The following is a 20,845-nucleotide window of genomic DNA, read 5'->3' on the forward strand; positions in this document are numbered from 1 at the left end:
TACTCCCTACTCCCTACTCCCGTCTCCTCCCTCTCCCACACTCCCCACACTCCCCCTCTCCCCTTTTCCCTTATAATCATTGGGTGTGCAGGAGATATTAAGTTATCATTAAAAATATATACTTAAACAAATTTAGCAATATGGGAATTTCTCCAACTATACTCAGAGGATTAAAAGCCGATGATTTTCGTCACCCTCTAGATTTAGAAGCCACTAATAATTTAAAACAAATCCCAGGTTTAGATATAGCTGTGCGTAGCTTAATGGGTAATCTAGCTGAACAGTTTTTTTATCTTCGTAATATCGCTTCTAGTGTTCTCGTCAGTGAAAAACAATTACCCCAATTACACAAATTATTGTTAGAAGCTTGTCAAATTTTGGATTTAGAGCCTCCTCAACTCTACGTGCAACAAAATCCTATCCCCAATGCTTATACTTTTGCTATGCGTGGGAAACAACCCTTTATGGTTTTACATACTTCTTTAATAGAGATACTTACTCCTGAAGAAATCCAAGCGGTAATGGCTCACGAACTAGGACACCTTAAGTGTGAACATGGTGTATATTTAACTATGGTTAATATTATGGTCTTAGCTGCGGGATTATTACCCAATTGGGGGGTGATTATCGCTCAATCTCTGCAAAATAGCATGTTGGAATGGTTGCGCTGTGCTGAGTTTAGTTGCGATCGCGCTGCTTTATTAGCTACACAAAAACCAGAAGTAGTTATGTCAGTATTAATGAAGTTAGCTGGTGGTTCACCTACTCTCGCTCCCCTATTGAATCTAGAAGCTTTTGTGGAGCAAGCTAGAGCATACGACGCGGTAGGCGATAATGAACTTGGACAAATGCTCAAAGCCGCGCAAATAGAGCAATTAACCCACCCACTCCCCGTCTTACGTGCTCGGGAAATCGATCGCTGGTCTAGTTCTCAAGAATATCAGAATTTGTTATTTAGCGCGCAAAAAAGTAATGACGGTAAAACTTATCAGGGAGGATGGCGCAACTGGTAGATATATTACTAATAACTTTATATATCTGATCTGCTATCGATTTGATAACAGGTACTGCTACTGAATTCCCTAATTGTCTATACATTACAGAGATACTGTTGATATCTCCAAATGGTTTCTCGTGAAAATTGGCTTCATAAGTTATTTGAGCATACTTATCCCATTCAGAAGAGAAAACACACTTACTATTCAAGCGAGAAAAACCTAATTTTATCTCGGAAATAATATTGATTATTGGGTTGATAATCAGAGTTTAATTTTTCAATTAACTCAGGAATATAGCTATTATTCATATCAAGTATTATAACGAAATCATCCCCAGTTTAGTTCTTGAGAAAATTAGGACTTGCCATCATATGGTAAAATAGGTTATAATAGAAAGGCTAAATAAGGGCGGATGGCGAAACTGGTAGACGCACTACACTCAAAATGTAGCGACCTTTGGTCATGAGAGTTCGATTCTCTCTCCGCCCATTGCTCAAGTACTACTAGTTACTATTTTTTGGTTTTAAGTTTGATAACTAAACCAGTTAACATCATAATCGAGGATAATTGCCAAGACATACCATTGTCAGGTACAGCAATTTCTTCTAAGCGAACATCATCAAAGGTTACCTCTCTTCCGTTGTTACCATCACCACCACTGTTATTATCAAGATTAAGATTAATTAACCTGATTCCTAATTCTTCTCCCTGATAAGTATCATTCTCAGAACTAGTGTAAGCAATACTAGCGCGTCGAAACTGTTTTTCATCTATAGAGATACTGTTATCATCTGTCGCAATAACTGTGTTTCCCGCGAGTAATTCTAAGCGATATCCAGGAAAACCATCAAAAAAGGGATCAGTAGGATCAGGAATTTGGGGATTACCAACAGCAGCCGAAAACCTGTAAGTAGTGTTAGGAGCAATAGTTACACCAGTATTTTGACTCAATCCGACTACACCTTGACCAGGTGTGTTGATATAGATAGAAACTATTTGTGCTCCATCGGGTATGGTAGCAAAAAATGGACTAGAAGGTCTCCAAACTCCAGTAAAAGCAGTAGCAAAAGGACTATTGGCTTCATTGTCATATACTGGAGGGATTAAATTATTAGGATTATACAAATTCCATCCCGTAGGTGTTTCAAAGTCAAATGGACCAGCACCTGGTACTATTTCTGTTGTGTTTGATAAATCTGGTGATTCAAAGCTAGGATTAGCTAAAGGAATATTAGCCGCAGATACGCTCAATGCTGAAGAGATAACTGTAGAAACCACTAGAAGGGATCCTACTAACGGATTAATTGGTTTAGACATAGGTATTTTTTTTTACTACAAAAATTATCATCAAATCTTAGCACAGTTTATCCTAACTCATCAGAAAAATGGGTTAAAAACCCCTTCTTTTATGAAGGTTTTGTGGTAGAATAAGTCTAGATCGTAATGAGATAAAATTACTTTAATTTATTATTTTTGCTTATGTTTGATGCTTTAGCCGAGCGTTTAGAAGAGAGCTGGAAAAAGCTACGTGGTCAAAATAAAATTAGTCAAGCTAATATTCAAGAAGCCCTACGAGATGTTAAAAGAGCTTTAATTGCAGCTGATGTCAATATAGAAGTAGTCAAAACTTTTATCAGTGAAGTAGAAAATAATGCTTTAGGTGCAGAAGTAATCTCAGGAGTAAATCCAGGAGAACAATTTGTCAAAATAGTCTATGACGAATTAGTCAAAGTCATGGGAGAAAGTAACGTTCCCCTGGCTAGTAATACTCAACCACCTACGGTAATTCTGATGGCAGGTTTACAAGGTGCGGGTAAAACCACCGCTACAGCTAAACTCGCCCTCTATCTCCAGAAACAAAAACGTAGTTGTCTGATGGTAGCTACAGATATTTATCGTCCCGCGGCGATCGACCAATTAATTACCCTAGGTAAACAGATTGATATACCAGTTTTTGAACTAGGTACAGAGGTTAATCCCGTAGATATTGCTCGTCAAGGTGTCGCCAAAGCCAAAGAAATGGGGGTCGATACTGTAATTATAGATACAGCGGGAAGATTACAGATTGACTCAGACATGATGACAGAATTGAGTCAAATCAAACAAACGGTCAACCCTGATGATACCCTCCTAGTGGTAGATGCGATGATTGGTCAAGAAGCGGCTAATCTAACTCGCACCTTTCACGAAGAAATAGGCATTACAGGAGCTATTTTAACTAAACTCGACGGTGATAGTCGCGGTGGGGCTGCTTTATCCGTACGTCAAATCTCAGGTCAACCCATCAAATTTATTGGGGTTGGAGAAAAAGTCGAAGCCCTAGAGCCATTTTACCCCGATCGCCTCGCTTCTCGTATCCTCAATATGGGGGATATTCTCACCTTAGTAGAAAAAGCTCAAGAAGAATTAGATATCTCTGATCTCGAAAAGATGCAATCGAAAATTGTCGAGGCGAGATTCGATTTTAACGACTTTCTCAAACAGATGCGCCTCTTAAAAAATATGGGTTCTCTCGGTGGAGTACTTAAATTAATCCCCGGGATGAATAAACTCAGTAGTAATGACCTCGCTAAAGGAGAATCACAACTCAAACAAACCGAAGCGATGATTAATTCGATGACGAAAGAAGAACGCAGTAATCCCGATTTACTCGCTAAATCTCCTAGTCGTCGTCGTCGTATCGCTAAAGGTTCAGGATTCGCAGAAAGAGACATCAGTAAACTAGTTACTGACTTTACCAGAATGCGCTCTATGATGCAACAAATGAGCACAGGTGGAATGCCAGCTTTACCTGGTATGGGGGGTATGGGTGGACTCTTTGGGGGTGGGAATCTCCCTCAAGCACCTAACCAAGGTAAGAAACCGAAAAAACCGAAGAAAAAGAAAAAAGGTTTCGGGGATTTGTAATTAGCTTAGTACAATTTAGCTATTCTGTTTGTTTCCATTATCCTAGCTTCTTCTGCAGGTTTATAACCTTCGCGATTTTGCCAGAGCACAAACATAGCTGTAACTAAGAGAAAGTAACCAAAAGCCTTTTGGAGATGTTTAGCTTGCACAAACTTGACTAAATATGCTCCCGCTAAAATTCCTAAACTGGCAGCGATCGTAAAAGATAATAACAAATTCCAGTCGATCGCTACTCGACCAAAATACCCCCAAAATCCAGCTACAGAGTTCATAAAAATAATCAGTAAAGATGTGCCGATCGCCTGTTTCATCGGTAACTTAGCTAGTAAAACTAAAGCAGGAACGATCGCAAATCCTCCCCCTACTCCCACTAAACCTGTAAGTATTCCTACTCCTATTCCTTCGGTTACTAACCATAACCAACAATAGCGACATACTGGCTTTGGATATAAATCTAGTTCATCTTCTTTAACTTGATGACGTTTATTACTTTTAATAATCATCAACACAGCAGCTATCAGCATCATGAACGCAAATAGCAACATCTGCATTGTTTCTGTAACCATGGGAAGGGTAGCTAAACGAGCACCTGTATAAGCCCCAATCATGGTAGAAAAGCCAAAAATACCCGCTGTTTTTAACTTGACGTTGCCTAATTTCCAGTGAGGAATTGCTCCTAGTAAACTAACTGAACCTACAGCTACTAAGGTTAACACAATCGCTTCTTTTGGGGGTACTTTCATTAAATAAACTAGAGTAGGTAAAGCTAAAACCGAACCTCCTCCCCCAATTAAACCTAGGCTAATACCAATACAGATAGCAATCAGATGACCAATAATCCAGGTAATAGTAAACATTTTGATAATCTATTCAGTAAGGGTAAGCCATTCTAACACCACGGGAAAGGGTATAGAGATAGTAACGGGTTTTTCTAGGGGTAAACTCAACTCTAGAGAATCCGACTCAGGTAAGTTAGATAAAATCTCTTGAAACTCATATTCACCTACGTTAGCTGCGGGAGATTTATTAGCTAGGATATCCTTAGCTGTCAATACTTCTCCTGTGGAGGTAGTTATGTTTAAATCTTGGGGATGGAGAAAACTAGTTTTGTCGGGAAAACCAACTAAACGTAGGTGAAGGGTTTCTGTTTCTCCTGTTTTAACTCGTTTAAATAATACTACTTGCCAAGCATTACCTGTACTATCCTTGAGACTATTACGACTTTGAGACAAGACTTGTCCTGGAGTTTCTTCTATCTGTCGTAGTAAAGCCTCAGCAGGTTGAGCATAACTTAGGTTAATCCCTAAAAAAATCATTACACTTAATAGAAAAGCTAAAAATAACTGTTTCATATCTCTTACCTCAATATTTTCACTGTTTACGTTACATTATATAACTATTTAATGATAAAATAAAACTAATTTTCAAAAAACTATCTCTAAATTTACATGGCTCATATTGTAGTTATTGGTGCAGGAATAGGGGGGTTACCTACAGCGTACGAATTAAGAAAACGTCTCTCCTCTCAACACAGAGTAACCATAATTTCTGATACTCCTTTTTTTACCTTTATTCCCTCTTTACCTTGGGTAGCTTTAGGACTAAAACAATTATCTCAGGTACAGTTAAAAATTGAACCCATCCTTCGTCGTCAAGGTATAGAATGGGTGCAGGGTAAGGTCAAAAGTATCGATCCTTATGCAAAAGAACTAATCGTTGGAGATAATCATACCTTAATTAACTATGACTATGTAGTTATAGCTACGGGAGCATCTTTAAATCTTCAAGCTATACCAGGCTTAGGTCCAGAACATGGTTATACTCAATCTGTCTGTAATCCTCATCATGCAACTTTGGCTGATCAAGCTTGGCAAAAGTTTCTAGACAATCCAGGTCCATTAGTAATTGGTGCGGTCCCCGGGGCGAGTTGTTTTGGTCCTGCTTATGAATTCGCCTTATTAGCGGAATGGCGTTTAAGAAAACTCCGAAAACGTTCACAAGTTCCTATTACCTTAATTACTTCCGAACCCTATGTTGGTCATTTAGGTATCGGTGGTATGAGTCAATCTCAAGAATTAGTAGAAAAATTACTCAAAAAGCAGCAAATAACTGTGATCGAAAATGCAGCGATCACAAAAATTAACCCCTCTACCATTACTCTTGCTGATGGTCATGATTTTCCTTTTGAGTATGCTATGATTTTACCCTCTTTCCAAGGACCAGAATTTCTGCGATCGCGTTCCGATTTAGCCGACGCAAAAGGTTTTATCCCCGTTTTACCTACTTATCAACATCCCGACTTTGATTCTATTTATGCAGCAGGTGTAGTAGTTAAAATACAACCCCCAGAACAAACACCTATTCCTACGGGAGTCCCTAAAACAGGACAAATGACCGAAGCGATGGGTATGGCGGTAGCTCATAATTTAGCAGTTAGATTAGGAGAACATTCTGGTTCTTTAGTTACTCCTACCTTAGCAGCTATTTGTATTACTGATTTTGGCGATCGCGGTATTGTCTTTATTGCGGATCAAGTGCTCCCTGATCCAGTGACGGGTAAAAGACGTAGATCTGTTGCTTTAGAAGGACGTTGGGTTAGTTGGGCTAAAACCCTATTTGAGCAATTCTTTCTAACTAAAATGCGTTTAGGTATGTCTGTTCCCTGGTTTGAACAATGGGGATTAAAAATTTTGGGCTTAGATTTAGTCGAACCTATCGAGGACTCATCCCCACTCCGTTATGCTGAGATTGAAGACTTTCGGAAGTTAAGTTAATTCTGGAGTGCTTGTTGTAATTGGGGAATAAACACCGAATACATACCTCGTAAATCCCCCTCTTGGAAGTCAAAAGCTAAATCTTGGGGGTATTTATCCATAACAAATGGAGGTCGGCTATTTTTAGCCCCATGACAAGCTAAACAACTAGCTTCTACATTAATCCGTCGATAATAATGTGTTCCCTCCTTTTCTTGTTGCCAAAAGCCCATAAGTTCAGGTTTTTGCTCAAATTGAGCTAAAGCAATTGTTTCTGACAAATTACTAGGAGCGTGAACGGGATTACGATATTTTTTAGCAATTTGCTTGACTTGCCAACCGTTTTCTTGGCTTAGTTGTTTAGCTCGCATTCCTACAGGTTTACAGACTTCCTTAAAGGTTTGTAGATCGGGTGTTTCTGATTGATTATTTAAGCCACTAGCTAGGCTTGAGCGCATAGTATCAAGGGATTCTATCTCCTCTACTGCTCGCACAAGTTGACTTGAGTCTGCGATCGCCATAGCAGTCAAAGGGAATAAGCAGAGACTCAGTAGCAATAAAACTAAAGAAAAAATTTTCATGGCAAATTTTACTAAATCGTTATATAATAAATTTAGCACAAAGAAAGCCATCTTTACAAATAAATTATGTCAAGTGAAAACATCTTACCTAGAGAAAGTCCTTCCCAATCGAGACGACAATAGTTCACATTCGCCTAGAAGGAGAGACGATCTGGAGTAATACCCTATGGTTATGCACCTCTTGTCATATTTGCACCTCTGACGGGGTGACAAGCTCGTTGAAACCTTGGTTGAGACTAAGGTTCAGTCGTTACTATTCCTTGGAAAATTGTCAGAATTTTCCAGCTTATTGAGAATGCTCCAGAAAAAAAATGATATTTCAAGGCGCTCGCGTAGCGCTGCGGGCAGACCGCCACACATTCCTTAGTGTTGACTTAAAAATCATAGTCCAATCAAAACAATTATGGCGCGATCGCTAACAACCCGCCTCAAAGAAGATTGATTTTTTAGTCAATCTACAAGAAGAGAAAAAACAAATTGTAAAACTGGTGGCTATAACTTGGAAGGTTCTAAAGCCAATACTCAACGACTAACTTCTGGTTATCCTGGACAAAAATAAAATGATTATCATTAGCTTAATTCTCAATAAGAAGAAAATTTTTGACTAATTTTTTCCGCGCTCGCCCGACCCAGACCTTAATCTCCACAAGCTTTTTAGCTACCCTGTCACCCCGTCAGATCACTGAGTTAATCGGGTTAGCTATGGGTATAAAACCCCATAAACTCGGACTTGATAAACATATCGTCTCTACTAAATCAGTTTTGTCTAAATTAGTTATATAATTAAATAGTTTAAACTAAGTCCCAAAAACCATGACTCAAAAAACCCAAGATTGTGAATTATCTCATCTTTCTCCTGATTCCCTCAATATGGTTGCGGATTTCTTTAAACTTCTTTCGGAAGTAACGCGCCTACAAATAGTCTGTACCTTAAAATCAGGACCTAAAAATGTCAGCCAAATCGTCGCAGCTACCGGATTAGGTCAAGCTAATGTTTCTAAACACTTAAAATTACTGACAGATGCTCGCTTATTATCTCGTTCACAACAGGGAGTAACCGTGATTTATGAGATTTCTAACCCCGTAGTTTTTTCTCTCTGTGACATTGTTTGTAACTCTCTGGCTATTCAACTAGAAAAGCAGCAACAAGATTTAGAAAATCTCAAGTTATTAAGTTTAAGTAAATAAACAGATGAATTGGACAAGTGCTATTGTAGCTTACTTTCATTATTTGGGCTTGATGCTCAGTTTTGGCGCTTTAGGAATTGAATTATTTAATTTTAAAAAAGACATGAGTCTGACTGAAGCTAAAAGAGTAGCTTTTGCTGATGTTGTCTATGGTATCTCAGCAACCACTATTTTAGTTACAGGAATTCTGCGGGTAATGTATTTTGGTAAAGGATCAGAATATTATCTCCATAATCCTTTTTTCTGGACTAAGATGGGTATCTTTATCGTGGTTAGTATTTTGTCTCTCTATCCCACCATTACTTTTATCTTCTGGTTTAAAACTTTAGCAGAGGAAAAACCCCCATCCCTAGAATTACCCCAAGTCCATCGGATTAGTTGGATGATTAAAGGGGAATTATTGGGTTTTAGTCTTATTCCTTTATTTGCAGCAATTATGGCTAGGATGACTTGATGATTTTGAAGAGTTTTATTTTGGCGATCGCTTGTTGTTTGTGCTTACTTTCTGGTAATGCTTTCTCTTTACCCCTAAATACAGCTACTCCTTCTCAAGAGATACTAGAAACGATTGATCAGTTTCTCTCTACTCTTCCTGGAGACTATTACACTATTCAAAAAATAGACAAACTCAAAAAGATTGATAATGCTTTATTTATTGATGTTCGAGAACCTTCTGAATATCTGACAGGACATATTCCAGGAGCGATTAACATTCCCTTAGGGAGTCTAACCGACAATTTGACTCAAATACCCCAGAAAAGACCCGTAATTCTCTATTGTTCTACTGGTTACCGCACAGGAATCGGAGTAACTACCTTACAATTATTGGGATACAGTAACGTTAGGGGTTTTCCTCCTAGTATTCGAGGTTGGAAAAATGCAGGAGAATCTTTAGAAATGTTTCCTGAAAAGGTTGCTAAAATTGAATAAATAAATTACTATATATTTATATAATGAATAAAAGAAGGTGAAAATGTTATTTCGTCAATTATTTGATCCTCAAACCAGTACCTATACTTATCTAATTGCAGATACACAAACCCGAGAAGCTGTATTGGTAGATTCAGTCTTAGAACAAGTAGAACGAGATCTAAAATTAATTCAGGAGTTAGGATTAACCCTGGGTTATTGTTTAGAGACACATATTCACGCAGATCACATTACTGGAGCAGGAAAACTACGGGAATTAACAGGATGTTTAGGAATTGTACCCGAAAATGCTCAAGTAGATTGTGCTGATAGAATGATCAAAAATGGCGAAGAGTTAACCATAGGTGAGATTGTAGTCAAAGCGATCGCCACCTTAGGACATACTGATAGTCATAACTCTTACCTAGTCAATCAGGATAGAGTCTTAACAGGAGATTCTCTCTTAATTCGAGGTTGTGGACGTACCGACTTTCAAAGTGGAGATGCAGGTACATTATATGACCATATCACCAAAAGACTATTTACCTTACCCTCCCCAACCCTAGTCTATCCTGGTCATGACTATCGAGGTTTTACCGTCTCCACCATCAAAGAAGAAAAACAATATAATCCTCGTTTCTTAGGTCAAACCCGAGAAAGTTTTATTGAGTTAATGAATAACTTAAACCTACCGGATCCTCAAAAGATAGCTGAAGCTGTTCCCGCTAATCAACTCTGTGGCAAAGTAACTGTAAATATTTAAATCATGACAACAACAACCTCTGCAAAAAATCTGCAAACTATAGACGCTTCAACCCTCAAACAATGGTTAGAAGAAGAAAAGGTAACCCTGATTGATGTGCGCGAATCCCCTGAATACAGAGGAGAACGTATCCCTGATGCTCAACTAGTCTCTCTCTCTAATTTTGACCCACAAAAAATCCCCCAAGACTCAACTAAAAAAGTAGTGTTATATTGTCGCACTGGTAATCGTTCTACCCAAGCTGCACAAAAATTATTTTCTCAGGGTTATGAGGAAGTAACTCATTTAAAAGATGGTCTAATTGCTTGGAAACAAGCAGGATATCCTACCATAGTTGACAAAAATGCCCCAATTAGCTTAATGCGTCAAGTGCAAATAGTAGCAGGCTTTTTAGTCTTAACAGGAACTATATTAGGGGCTTTTGTTTCGCCTTGGTTTCTGTTATTAAGTGGGTTTGTCGGTAGTGGCTTAATGTTTGCTGGTATTACAAACACCTGTGCCCTAGGGATGTTGTTAGCTAAACTCCCCTACAATCGTCAATAAGTTGTTGCTTATTAGGGATTTAGGGTTATAATAATAGGTTGCAGCTAAAATAGTGAAACAATGGTTAAATTACGCTTAAAAAGAATCGGCAAAAAAGGACAAGTAAGCTATAGAATAGTAGCAATGCACAGTACTAGTCGTCGCGATGGAAGAGCCATCGAAGAACTAGGCTTTTATAACCCTCGAACCGATGAAACTAGATTAAATGTTCCTGCGATCGTAGAGCGTCTCAAACAAGGTGCTCAACCAACAGAAACAGTACGTAGCATTCTCCGTAAAGCACAAGTTTTTGAGCAACTAAATGCCTGATTATTCAAAGTTACTTTGTTTTCTGCTTGAACCACTTCTCAATCCTCCAGAGTCAATCAGTATGGATTGTGAACAATTAGACAGCACAGGAAAAGTTTGGTTGAGAGTAGCCGTTAATACAGCAGAAAAAGGACATATCTACGGTCGTGGAAGTCGCAATCTCAGAGCTATTCACACGGTTTTAAACGCAGCAGCAATCGCCAATAAACAATCATTATATTTAGACGTTTATGGTGACAATGATTCGACTCAAGACTCTGATTACAAAGAGGGTGAGTCGAAAAAATCTCTAACTCGTCGCGGTAATAATTCTAAACCAAAACTGCAATAACTTGGTTAATCCCCAATCTTAAGTTTATCGGGTTGGGGTATCGCATTTTTTTAAGTTTGAGCTAAAATTTAAGTTAGAGGATTAGGTTAACCCGATATTCCCTAAGCTCAACTTAAAGACAGCTGTTTATGAATCAGTTTTTAAAAAATTTGCTAGTTTCCAATAGGGTTTTAACTTCCCTAGTCATTGGCTCTTTAGTTACTGTCAATACCCCTCAATTCGCTCAAGCTAAGCTAGAAGATAGTCCTAAAATCGTCGTGGATGAAGTTTGGCAAATTGTCAACAACGAATTCGTCGATAAAGACTTTAATCACGTCGATTGGTTATACCTTAGACAAGAATTGCTCGAACGTGATTATAGCTCCCCTGAAGAAGCTTACCGCACCATTCGGGAGACTCTTAAACAATTAGGCGATCCCTATACACGTTTTTTAGAGCCTAAAGAGTTTGAATCTCTGACTAATCAAACCTCTGGAGAAATCACAGGGATAGGGATTACCATTGAAATTGACTCTCAAAGTAAAGAATTAGTAGTAGTTGAGCCTGTCAGAAATTCACCCGCAGAAGCAGCAGGAATTCAACCAGGCGATCGCCTCAGAAGAATTGACGGTAGAAACACCATTTTAATGAGTATTGATCAAGCATCACAAGCGATTCGCGGGGAAATAGGTACAGATGTAGAATTAGAAATCTATCGTGAAGGAGAAGGGGTTATACAACTAACCGTTACCCGTGCTCAAATAGAATTACCCTCTTTAACCTATAACGTTAAACAAGAAGGTAATATGCTCATCGGCTATATCAAACTCGATGAATTTAGCTCCCACGCAGCTGAACAAATGAAAGAAGCGATCGAAAATCTCTCAGATGCAGGAGTCACAGCATTTGTCTTAGATTTACGCGGTAATCCCGGAGGACTATTATACGCTAGTGTAGATATTGCGCGGTTATGGTTAGAAGAAGGAGTAATCGTTAAAACCCTAGATCAACCTCAAACCTGTTCAACTCCTGAAGCAGAATGTGGTTATACAGAGATTTTCGCCAATGGAACAGCGATTACCGATTTACCCCTAGTAATTCTCGTAGATGGTTACTCCGCTAGTGCTAGTGAGATTTTAGCAGGTGCACTCCAAGAAAACGGTAGAGCAACCCTAGTAGGAACTCGCACCTTTGGTAAAGGTACAGTACAATCGGTACATACCCTCTCTGATGGTTCAGGGTTAGCTGTTACTATTTCTCGCTATTATCCTCCTAGTGGTACTAATATCAATAAAAAAGGGATTAACCCTGATATACCCGTAGAATTAACTCAAACAGAAGAATTAATCATCAGTAATGACCCCTCTTTATTAGCTACTCAAGCTGATCCCCAATATCTCAAAGCGATCGCCTTTCTTACCTCTAGTTATCTTCCCCAAACTAGTTTATCTCCTTAACCTGTTGTTCATCGTGCAAATCTCTAAGATTAGTTTCTAAAACGTGGGTAAGTTTTTGAGATCCTTTTCTAATTGAGGAATCTTGATAATCAGTCACCTTGAGAGATTCCCCAATTGTGACTGTTACTTCACAACCTTTTTGAGGAAAAGATTCGGTATATTTAATACTCACAGGTAAGATTCGTAACTCTAATTCAGGATGATCACTAACCACCTCTAAAGCCATTTTACCTACACCTCTTTTGAGAGGATGAACATTCACATCCCGAAAAATTCCTCCCTCGGGAAAAACCACTAACATTTCTTGATTAGCCAAAATTGCCTTACCATAATCTAAACTATCTGCACTAGGACGCTCTATATCTACAGGGAAACCCCCTAAACGTCTAATCAACCACCCCTGAAACCCTTCTAACTCTGTGGAAGTCACCATAAAGCGAGGATGTCTCCCACTAACATTTAAACCAGTAGCATAGGGGATAATAATAGCATCCCAACGAGAACGATGAGTAGGAGTAATAATGACTCCACCACTTTTAGGAATATGTTCTTGTCCAGAAATATGAATCTTACTAAAATAAAAGGGTAAAACCAATCGACGGGCTAAAAAGTAAACAATAGGAGTTAACCAAGGAGATACCCAAGAAACAATCGGGTTATTTTCCATATTTTCCATAATTTCATCTCAAGTAACCAGTAATATTGTACAGGGGATAACTTTAGACAAGGAGTAATAACATTGGGAGTCGAATTGCGTAGTTATGTCTATCTAGATAACTTGCAACCACAACACGCAGCTTATATTGGTACAGTCGCATTAGGATTTTTACCTTTACCAGGGGATGCCTCCCTTTGGATAGAAGTTTCTCCTGGTATTGAAATTAATCGTATCACTGATATAGCACTTAAATCAGCCGTGGTTCGTCCAGGAGTATTATTTGTGGAACGTCTTTACGGACTTCTAGAGATACATTCTAGCAAACAAGGAGAAACTAAAGCAGCAGGAAGAGCTATCTTAGATTTTTTAGGAGTTACTCAAAAAGACTGTCTTAAACCTCAAGTTGTTTCTAGTCAAATTATTCGTAATATAGACGCTAACCAAGCACAATTAATTAACCGCAATCGTCGTGGACAAATGATTTTAGCGGGAGAAACTCTCTATGTTTTAGAGGTTCAACCCGCAGCTTATGCGTCTATAGCAGCTAATGAAGCTGAAAAAGCAGCCTTAATTAATATTTTACAGATAAATTCCGTCGGTAGTTTTGGTAGATTGTATCTAGGTGGTCAAGAAAGGGATATTATGGCAGCAGCTAGCGCTGTTTTAGTAGCTTTAGAAAATTTACCAGGAAGGATAGAGTCTCAGGGAGCACAACAATAGTGATCAACTTAAATCATTTGCTTACTCAAAAAGATCTAAGTCAACTGGATTTAGCTGGAGTTAATCTCAGTAATATTAATCTTAGTCAGGTTAATTTATCCTGCACTAATCTGAGTAAAGCTGACTTAAGTAATGCTAATTTAATTGGTGCTAATTTGAGTAATGCTATCTTAACCGAAAGTTATTTAATGGGAACAGATTTAAGACAAGCTAACTTACATTACGCTGATTTAAGCGGAGCTAATTTAATCGCCGCTAACCTCAGACAAGCTAATCTCAGAGAAGCTGAATTGAGTCAAACTAAACTAATTAGAGCTAATTTAAGTGAAACTAATTTAATTAAAGCTAACTTAATCCAAGCAGATTTAACTAAAGCTAATTTACATCAAGCCGAGTTATTAAATGCTTATTTATATCAAGCTATTTTAACAGGGGCTAATCTAACAGAAGCTCATCTCAATAGCGCTTATTTAGTAGATGTTAATCTAGATTATGCCATACTTAATCACACAGATTTACGCTGGACAAACTTACGCAAAACTAATCTCAATCGAGTTGATTTAACAACCGCTAATCTACGAGGATCTAACCGTTAATAAATGTTATCATCAAGGTTTGAGAAAATTTTCTGCAGGGAGGTAGTAAAAATGGTCGCTAATGCTCAAGAATTAGAACAGGTTGTACAAGAAGCACAAAAGTGGACAATCGAAGATAGTGAGAAATTATATAGAATAGCAGGATGGGGTGAGCCATATTTTGCTATTAACTCCGCAGGAAATATCACAGTATCACCCAAAGGTGATCGCGGTGGCTCATTAGATTTATATCAGTTAATAGAGGGTTTAGGTAAGCGCAAAATAGGATTACCCATCTTAATACGCTTCTCTGATATTCTAGCCGATCGCATTGAAAGACTCAATAGTTGTTTCGCTAAAGCGATCGCCCGTTATAATTATCCTAACCTCTATCGTGGTGTCTATCCCATCAAATGCAATCAACACCGTCATATAGTAGAGTCATTAGTACACTACGGTAAAGCCTATCAATTTGGCTTAGAAGTGGGTTCAAAACCTGAATTAATGATCGCACTAACCCTCTTAGATAGCTCTCAGGATACCCTCTTAATCTGTAATGGTTATAAAGATAAAGAATACATCGAAACCGCTCTGTTGGCGAAAAAACTCGGTCATAAAGTCATTATCATTATCGAACAACTCCAAGAATTAGACTTAGTCATTGAGATTAGGGAAAAATTACAAATAGAGCCAATAGTAGGAATGCGCGCTAAACTGAGTACTAAAGGAATTGGACGTTGGGGAGGATCAACAGGCGATCGCGCTAAATTTGGCTTAACTGTACCAGAAATTCTTCAAGGAGTAAATACCCTCAAACAAGCAGAGTTGCTCAATTGTCTGCAACTGCTACACTTTCATATCGGCTCACAAATTTCGGCGATTGGGGTAATTAAAGCAGCTATCCGAGAAGCTAGCCAAATCTACGTAGAATTAGCCAACTTAGGAGCAAATATGCAATATCTAGACGTAGGAGGAGGTTTAGCGGTAGATTACGACGGTTCAAAAACCAACTTTCACGCCTCGAAAAACTATAATATGCAAAACTATGCTAACGATATTGTCGCCGAAATTAAAGAAGCTTGCGAACAAAGAAATGTAGATGCACCTATTATAGTTAGTGAAAGTGGTAGAGCGATCGCTTCTCATCAATCAGTACTAATTTTTGACGTTTTAGCTACCTCAGAAGTCTCCCCCCATTTACCTACACCACCAGAAGAAAAAGAACATCTGATTATTCGCAACCTTTGGGATACTTACCAATCAATAGACGAGCAAAACTATCAAGAAGCTTATAACGACGCGATTCAATTCAAAGACGAAGCTATTAGTCTATTTAACTTTGGTTATCTCAACTTACAACAAAGAGCCAAAGCAGAGCAACTTTATTGGAGTTGTTGTCAACGTATTAGTCAAATTACTCAAACTCAAGAATACGTACCCGATGATTTAGAGGATTTAGAGAAAAATCTCGCCTCAATCTATTATATTAACCTCTCTATCTTTCAATCTGCTCCCGATACCTGGGCTATTGATCAACTATTTCCGATTATGCCCATTCATCGACTGAACCAACAACCAACCGCTAGAGGTATCTTAGCAGATCTTACTTGTGATAGTGATGGTAAAATCGACCAATTTATTGACCTTTGGGATGTTAAACCCGTCTTAGAATTACATCCTTTTCAGGGAGAGGGAGATAACTATTATCTCGGTATGTTTTTAGTAGGAGCGTATCAAGAAATTATGGGCAATCTCCATAACCTCTTTGGTGATATTAACGTTGTTCATATTCAAATGACACCCAAAGGTTACCAGATAGAACACGTAGTCAAAGGTGATACCATTAAAGAAGTGCTCAGTTATGTACAATATGACGCTGAAAATTTAGTAGAAACCTTACGTCATAGTACCGAAAAAGCCGTCAGCGAACAACGTTTAACTCTTACAGAAGCACAATTACTATTAGAAAACTATGAGAATAGTCTCAGAAGTTATACTTATCTTTCCTAGTTGTGGGGTTCGGTATTAGGTTTTAGGTGTCACTAAGAGTGCCTAATTCCTAATTCTTAATTTTTCCCCTCCAACTATAGCCTAAACGTTCTAAATTTGCATCTCGAAAGTCTTCGATTACCCAGTTAACACCCAATTTAAGTAGAGTATCAGAGGAGTGAGAGGAAAGAACACCTACTGTGGTAATTCCCGCTCCTACAGCTGACATAACACCTGCGGGAGAGTCTTCAAACGCTACCCGAAGGATTTCGCCGCGCGAGCACGCTTCTGAGTTATTTACGCCTAATTGATTTAAAGCTTCTTGATAGGGGAAAGGATGGGGTTTAGTTAAGGGTAAATCTTCTCCGATAATCATCACATCAAAGGTATCGTTTAAACCTAAAGAATTGATAAGTAAATTAACGTTTAGTCTCGGCGCATTAGTAACCAAACCTAATTTAAAATTAAGAGATTTTGCCCAAGCTAAAAATTCATGTAATCCAGGTAATGGCTCAATTTTATCAGCGATTAAGTTACGATAATCAGCCTCTTTTTCTCTAATTATTGCTTGACTTTCTGCTGATGATAATTGAGGGAGAATTGTTTTGACTATGTCGGGATTATGTTTACCTGAAATATACTGATTAAAGAAATCTATATCAATGTTTAGATTGTAGCGGCGTAAGATTTTTTGCCAACTTAAAAAGTGAACCGAATCGGTATTAACTAATGTTCCATCAAGGTCAAATAATAGGGTTGAAAACATAAATTTTATCAAGGGAAGAATGAAGAATTAATTATTTTTTCGCCCAGGCCAATGAAATGAGCCCTAATGTATGATTGTTAGGAATTTTTAACTAAATCAATATCATTAGATTCCTCTACTTTTATTACTGGTAAGGTTTTAAAATCTAGTTGATTATCTACACAATCTACCCAAATGCGATCGCCTGGAGTAAAAGTATCCTCTAGTATTTTAGTAGCGAGGGGATTTTCTAACTCTCGTTGTATTGCTCTTTTGAGGGGACGTGCGCCATAATTGGGGTCATAACCTACGTTAACTAGATAATCTTTAGCTTGCTCTGATAACTCGAATTGTAGCTGTTGTTCTGCTAATAGTCGTTGAATTCTTTGTAATTGTAGGGTAATAATTTCCCGCAATTCTTCTCGTTTAAGGGTATGGAAGATAATTAAATCATCGATACGGTTGAGAAATTCGGGTCTAAAGTGAGTTCTTAAAGCAGACAGGGCTAATTTCCTCATTTTTTCGTAATCTTCGTCATCAGCAGCCAAATTGAGGATATGTTCGCTACCGAGGTTACTAGTCATAATAATAATGGTGTTCCGAAAATCGATTAGTCTTCCTTGAGAGTCGGTGATTCTCCCGTCATCGAGTACTTGCAGGAGGATATTAAAGACGTCTTTATGTGCTTTCTCTACTTCATCAAGTAATACAACGGAATAGGGACGACGACGAATCACTTCTGATAGTTGTCCTCCTTCCTCGTAACCTACGTAACCAGGGGGAGCACCTACTAAACGGGAGACTGCGTGTTTCTCCATATACTCAGACATATCGATTCTGACTAAAGCTTCTTCGCTATCAAAGAGAAATTGGGCGATCGCTCTGGCTAATTCTGTTTTACCTACTCCAGTTGGACCCATAAACAGAAAAGAACCGATGGGACGACCGGGGTCTTTCATACCTGCTCTAGCTCGTCGTATAGCCGCTGCTACCGCGGCTACTGCTTCTTGTTGTCCGATGACTTTTTCGTGTAGATGAGTTTCTAGTTCTAGTAATTTTTGTTTTTCTGAAGCTAAGAGACGACTGAGGGGAATACCTGTCCAACGAGCGACTATTTCGGCGATATCTCCTTCGGTGACTTCTTCTCTTAACAGGGTTGATCCTTGAGATTGTAGTTCTAATAGTTCTGCTTCTTTAGCTTCTCTTTCTCTTTGTAGATTGGCTAGTTTACCATATTTTAATTGGGCTGCTTTATTGAGTTCGTATGCTCTTTCTGCTTGCTCCACTTGAACTCTAAGTTGGTCTTCTGTTTCTTTGAGGTTATTAATAGCTTCGAGGAGTTGTTTTTCTCCTTGCCATTGGGCGTCTAGGTTGTTATGCTTGGCTTCTAGGGTGGCTATTTCCTGTTCTATGCGTTCTAAACGTTCTTTCGCTGGTCTATCTATGGTGGTTACTAGACGTTTTTCTTCTCCTGCTAAGGAGAGTTTCTCCATCTGTAATTGCATTAAACGGCGATCTATATCTTCTAATTCTACTGGTTTAGAGGTGATTTCCATTTTCAACTGTGCTGCTGCTTCGTCAACTAGGTCGATCGCCTTATCTGGTAAAAATCTATCGGTGATATAGCGTTGGGATAGTGTTGCTGCTGCTACTAAAGCTGAATCGGTTATTTTGACACCGTGGTGAACTTCGTATTTTTCTTTTAGTCCCCGTAAAATGGAGATAGTATCTTCTATACTCGGTTGTTTGACATATACTTGTTGAAATCGTCTTTCTAGGGCTGCGTCTTTTTCGATGTGTTTGCGATATTCATCGAGGGTGGTTGCACCAATACAGCGCAGTTCTCCTCTGGCTAACATGGGTTTAAGGAGGTTTCCTGCGTCTAATGCTCCTTGAGTTGAACCTGTACCTACTACTGTATGTAACTCATCTATAAATAAGACTATTTGTCCGTCGGATTCGATGACTTCTTTGAGGACGTTTTTGAGACGACTTTCAAATTCTCCGCGGTATTTTGACCCTGCGATCAGACTTCCCATATCCAGGGAGATTAGTTGACGGTTTTTGAGTGATTCTGGTACGTCTCCGTTAACGATACGTTGGGCTAATCCTTCGGCGATCGCTGTTTTGCCTACTCCTGGTTCACCGATTAGTACTGGGTTATTTTTTGATCTACGTGAGAGTACCTGAATTACTCTTCTGATTTCTTCTTCTCTACCGATAACTGGGTCTAATTTACCTGCTCTTGCTTCTTCGGTCAAGTCTCGACCGTATTTACCTAGTGCGTCGTATTGTTCTTCTTGATTTTTTTGGGTTACTTTTTGTGTTCCTCTGACTGCTTTGATGTGTGTTTCTAGGTCTTGAGGATCTGTATTAAAATTGCGTAAGGTTCGTTTACCAATACGTTCATCTTCAGCGAAAGCTATTAATAAATGTTCTACTGAGATATATTCATCTTGCCAACTAATTCGACAAGCTTCGGCGCGATCTAACATGACATCTAGACTACGTCCTAAATAGAGTTGATCTATTCCTGGTAATTTTCCTTGTCTATTAGTAAATGTTTCTAGCTGTTGTTTTAAACGAGGTATATCTATGTTAGCTTTGTTAAGTATTTTCGGACATAGTCCTGTTTGTTCGATTAGTGCTAAGGCTACGTGTTCTACTTCTAGATTTTGATTTTTATATAAACGCGCTACGTCTTGAGATTTAACGATTGCTTCCCAAGCTTGTTCTGTAAATTTATTTGGATCTGTTGGCTGCATTCTTTTTTTTACAAGTTTATATTTATGTTATCCATCACTAGTTAATACTTGCCAAGTTTTTTTTGTCCAAAGCCAGAAGTTACCTAGCGATCGCTTGACTTCTTGTCTAATATACCAGCGTTCAAACTCTTGCTCGTATATCTTACCGTTTGTTTGTAAGGTTTTCCAGGTTTTTAGGGATATTCCTGCTCCCCAAAATAGTATTATATATAATGACCATGATAATGTACCTCCACTAAGTAGATTAATGGTGATTAAAAATCCATTGATTATAATATATTTACCTAGACTTTGTTTGAGTTCTTCTCTACGATAGAGGTCAAATTCTTGTTTTTTGAGGTTTACCTGTTGACGATTTAACCAGTCTTGTTCTGCAGCTTGAATATATTCTGGTTGAATATCTAATTCTGCGGCGATTTCCCAGAGTTGTTCCCGAGATAAATCTCCTTGTTCTCCTTTTCGGGCGATCGCTATTTGTAAAATCTCTTGTACTGCTTCAGTGTTATAGTATTGTTGGTATTGAGACCCTGTCATTTTCCCAAAAGGTTTTTTCTTTCACTCTAGCTCATTTTACACGAGACTAAAAAAATACCCCTAGATCATCTAAGAGTATTTTAACAGTTCTATACTAAAATCAATTATTTATCTCATCAACCAAAGCTTAAAAAAGCGCCC

The 20,845-nt window shown here is 38.4% G+C and carries 23 protein-coding genes, 1 tRNA gene and 1 pseudogene; 16 read left to right on the top strand and 9 right to left on the bottom strand.

The genetic code is table 11. The features are described 5' to 3' along the window. Positions 1-140: 140 nt before the first annotated feature. Entirely contained in the window at positions 141-1,013 is an 873-nt protein-coding gene (locus EA365_12010) for a M48 family peptidase (protein TVQ43641.1), read from the top strand. On the opposite strand, the gene EA365_12015 is transcribed toward EA365_12010, so the two are convergent. Next, positions 955-1,263 carry a hypothetical protein gene (locus tag EA365_12015; GenBank protein TVQ43642.1) on the bottom strand — a complete coding sequence of 103 codons (309 nt, stop codon included), beginning with the start codon at positions 1,261-1,263 and terminating at the stop codon, positions 955-957. The two genes, EA365_12010 and EA365_12015, sit on opposite strands and share 59 nt — an antisense overlap. Before the next feature lie 141 nt (positions 1,264-1,404). On the opposite strand from EA365_12015, the gene EA365_12020 reads away from it, so the two are divergent. Continuing rightward, positions 1,405-1,487 (top strand) — tRNA-Leu (locus tag EA365_12020). Positions 1,488-1,508: 21 nt separating this feature from the next. On the opposite strand, the gene EA365_12025 is transcribed toward EA365_12020, so the two are convergent. Continuing rightward, entirely contained in the window at positions 1,509-2,315 is an 807-nt protein-coding gene (locus EA365_12025; GenBank protein ID TVQ43643.1) for a hypothetical protein, read from the bottom strand. A gap of 162 nt (positions 2,316-2,477) precedes the next feature. Here EA365_12025 and EA365_12030 point away from each other — a divergent pair, with 162 nt between their 5' ends. Then, a complete protein-coding gene (locus tag EA365_12030; GenBank protein ID TVQ43644.1) occupies positions 2,478-3,905 on the top strand; it encodes a signal recognition particle protein in 1,428 nt (475 codons plus the stop codon). A 5-nt stretch (positions 3,906-3,910) separates the two neighbouring features. Here EA365_12030 and EA365_12035 read toward each other — a convergent pair whose 3' ends face one another. Together EA365_12035 and EA365_12040 are read right to left on the bottom strand one after the other, a co-directional pair. Beyond that, complete coding sequence (locus tag EA365_12035) at positions 3,911-4,753, bottom strand: sulfite exporter TauE/SafE family protein (GenBank protein ID TVQ43672.1); 843 nt, start codon at positions 4,751-4,753, stop codon at positions 3,911-3,913. Between the two features lie 18 nt (positions 4,754-4,771). After that, positions 4,772-5,257 carry a DUF3122 domain-containing protein gene (locus EA365_12040; protein TVQ43645.1) on the bottom strand — a complete coding sequence of 162 codons (486 nt, stop codon included), beginning with the start codon at positions 5,255-5,257 and terminating at the stop codon, positions 4,772-4,774. Positions 5,258-5,353: 96 nt separating this feature from the next. Between EA365_12040 and EA365_12045 the strand changes: the two genes are divergently transcribed. Further along, a complete protein-coding gene (locus EA365_12045; GenBank protein ID TVQ43646.1) occupies positions 5,354-6,679 on the top strand; it encodes a sulfide:quinone reductase in 1,326 nt (441 codons plus the stop codon). Here EA365_12045 and EA365_12050 read toward each other — a convergent pair. Further along, a complete protein-coding gene (locus EA365_12050; protein TVQ43673.1) occupies positions 6,676-7,239 on the bottom strand; it encodes a DUF3365 domain-containing protein in 564 nt (187 codons plus the stop codon). The two genes, EA365_12045 and EA365_12050, sit on opposite strands and share 4 nt — an antisense overlap. Before the next feature lie 678 nt (positions 7,240-7,917). Between EA365_12050 and EA365_12055 the strand changes: the two are divergent. The 9 genes and pseudogenes from EA365_12055 (at position 7,918) to EA365_12095 (ending at position 12,718) form a co-directional block, all read left to right on the top strand. Then, positions 7,918-8,022: pseudogene (locus EA365_12055) on the top strand (disulfide reductase). Between the two features lie 30 nt (positions 8,023-8,052). Beyond that, positions 8,053-8,427 (top strand): transcriptional regulator, encoded by a 375-nt coding sequence (locus EA365_12060; GenBank protein TVQ43647.1) that lies wholly within the window; start codon positions 8,053-8,055, stop codon positions 8,425-8,427. Positions 8,428-8,431: 4 nt separating this feature from the next. Then, on the top strand, positions 8,432-8,881 hold the full coding sequence (locus EA365_12065) for a DUF2214 family protein (protein TVQ43648.1): 450 nt from the start codon (positions 8,432-8,434) through the stop codon (positions 8,879-8,881). Further along, positions 8,881-9,357 carry a rhodanese-like domain-containing protein gene (locus EA365_12070; GenBank protein TVQ43649.1) on the top strand — a complete coding sequence of 159 codons (477 nt, stop codon included), beginning with the start codon at positions 8,881-8,883 and terminating at the stop codon, positions 9,355-9,357. Before EA365_12065 ends, EA365_12070 begins: the two co-directional genes overlap by 1 nt. A 43-nt stretch (positions 9,358-9,400) precedes the next feature. Next, positions 9,401-10,099, top strand: coding sequence for an MBL fold metallo-hydrolase (locus tag EA365_12075; GenBank protein ID TVQ43650.1), 699 nt, complete (start codon positions 9,401-9,403; stop codon positions 10,097-10,099). 3 nt (positions 10,100-10,102) lie between these two features. Continuing rightward, entirely contained in the window at positions 10,103-10,642 is a 540-nt protein-coding gene (locus EA365_12080; protein ID TVQ43651.1) for a DUF2892 domain-containing protein, read from the top strand. A gap of 60 nt (positions 10,643-10,702) precedes the next feature. Next, a complete protein-coding gene (gene rpsP / locus EA365_12085; protein TVQ43652.1) occupies positions 10,703-10,951 on the top strand; it encodes a 30S ribosomal protein S16 in 249 nt (82 codons plus the stop codon). Beyond that, positions 10,944-11,282 (top strand): KH domain-containing protein, encoded by a 339-nt coding sequence (locus EA365_12090; GenBank protein TVQ43653.1) that lies wholly within the window; start codon positions 10,944-10,946, stop codon positions 11,280-11,282. Before rpsP ends, EA365_12090 begins: the two co-directional genes overlap by 8 nt. A 128-nt stretch (positions 11,283-11,410) precedes the next feature. Next, complete coding sequence (locus tag EA365_12095) at positions 11,411-12,718, top strand: PDZ domain-containing protein (GenBank protein TVQ43654.1); 1,308 nt, start codon at positions 11,411-11,413, stop codon at positions 12,716-12,718. Here the strand turns inward: EA365_12095 and EA365_12100 are convergent. Further along, positions 12,702-13,394, bottom strand: coding sequence for a 1-acyl-sn-glycerol-3-phosphate acyltransferase (locus tag EA365_12100; protein TVQ43655.1), 693 nt, complete (start codon positions 13,392-13,394; stop codon positions 12,702-12,704). The genes EA365_12095 and EA365_12100 overlap by 17 nt on opposite strands. Before the next feature lie 63 nt (positions 13,395-13,457). Between EA365_12100 and EA365_12105 the strand changes: the two genes are divergently transcribed. Genes EA365_12105 through EA365_12115 form a run of 3 tightly spaced genes read left to right on the top strand, consistent with a single transcriptional unit; the run spans position 13,458 to position 16,681 of the window. Then, positions 13,458-14,096 carry a hypothetical protein gene (locus tag EA365_12105; GenBank protein ID TVQ43656.1) on the top strand — a complete coding sequence of 213 codons (639 nt, stop codon included), beginning with the start codon at positions 13,458-13,460 and terminating at the stop codon, positions 14,094-14,096. Beyond that, positions 14,096-14,692, top strand: coding sequence for a pentapeptide repeat-containing protein (locus EA365_12110; protein ID TVQ43657.1), 597 nt, complete (start codon positions 14,096-14,098; stop codon positions 14,690-14,692). Before EA365_12105 ends, EA365_12110 begins: the two co-directional genes overlap by 1 nt. A gap of 3 nt (positions 14,693-14,695) precedes the next feature. Beyond that, positions 14,696-16,681 carry a biosynthetic arginine decarboxylase gene (locus EA365_12115; GenBank protein ID TVQ43658.1) on the top strand — a complete coding sequence of 662 codons (1,986 nt, stop codon included), beginning with the start codon at positions 14,696-14,698 and terminating at the stop codon, positions 16,679-16,681. Positions 16,682-16,730: 49 nt separating this feature from the next. Here EA365_12115 and EA365_12120 read toward each other — a convergent pair whose 3' ends face one another. The 3 genes from EA365_12120 to EA365_12130 all read right to left on the bottom strand — a co-directional run bounded on the left by EA365_12120 (position 16,731) and on the right by EA365_12130 (position 20,704). Further along, positions 16,731-17,426: an HAD family phosphatase gene (locus tag EA365_12120; protein TVQ43659.1), complete on the bottom strand. Its 696-nt coding sequence runs from the start codon at positions 17,424-17,426 to the stop codon at positions 16,731-16,733. Positions 17,427-17,503: 77 nt separating this feature from the next. Further along, entirely contained in the window at positions 17,504-20,170 is a 2,667-nt protein-coding gene (gene clpB, locus EA365_12125; GenBank protein TVQ43660.1) for an ATP-dependent chaperone ClpB, read from the bottom strand. 27 nt (positions 20,171-20,197) lie between these two features. Beyond that, complete coding sequence (locus tag EA365_12130; GenBank protein ID TVQ43661.1) at positions 20,198-20,704, bottom strand: hypothetical protein; 507 nt, start codon at positions 20,702-20,704, stop codon at positions 20,198-20,200. Positions 20,705-20,845 lie beyond the last annotated feature (141 nt).

This window comes from Gloeocapsa sp. DLM2.Bin57 (assembly GCA_007693955.1).
In the GTDB taxonomy this organism is placed as follows: Bacteria; Cyanobacteriota; Cyanobacteriia; order Cyanobacteriales; family Gloeocapsaceae; genus Gloeocapsa.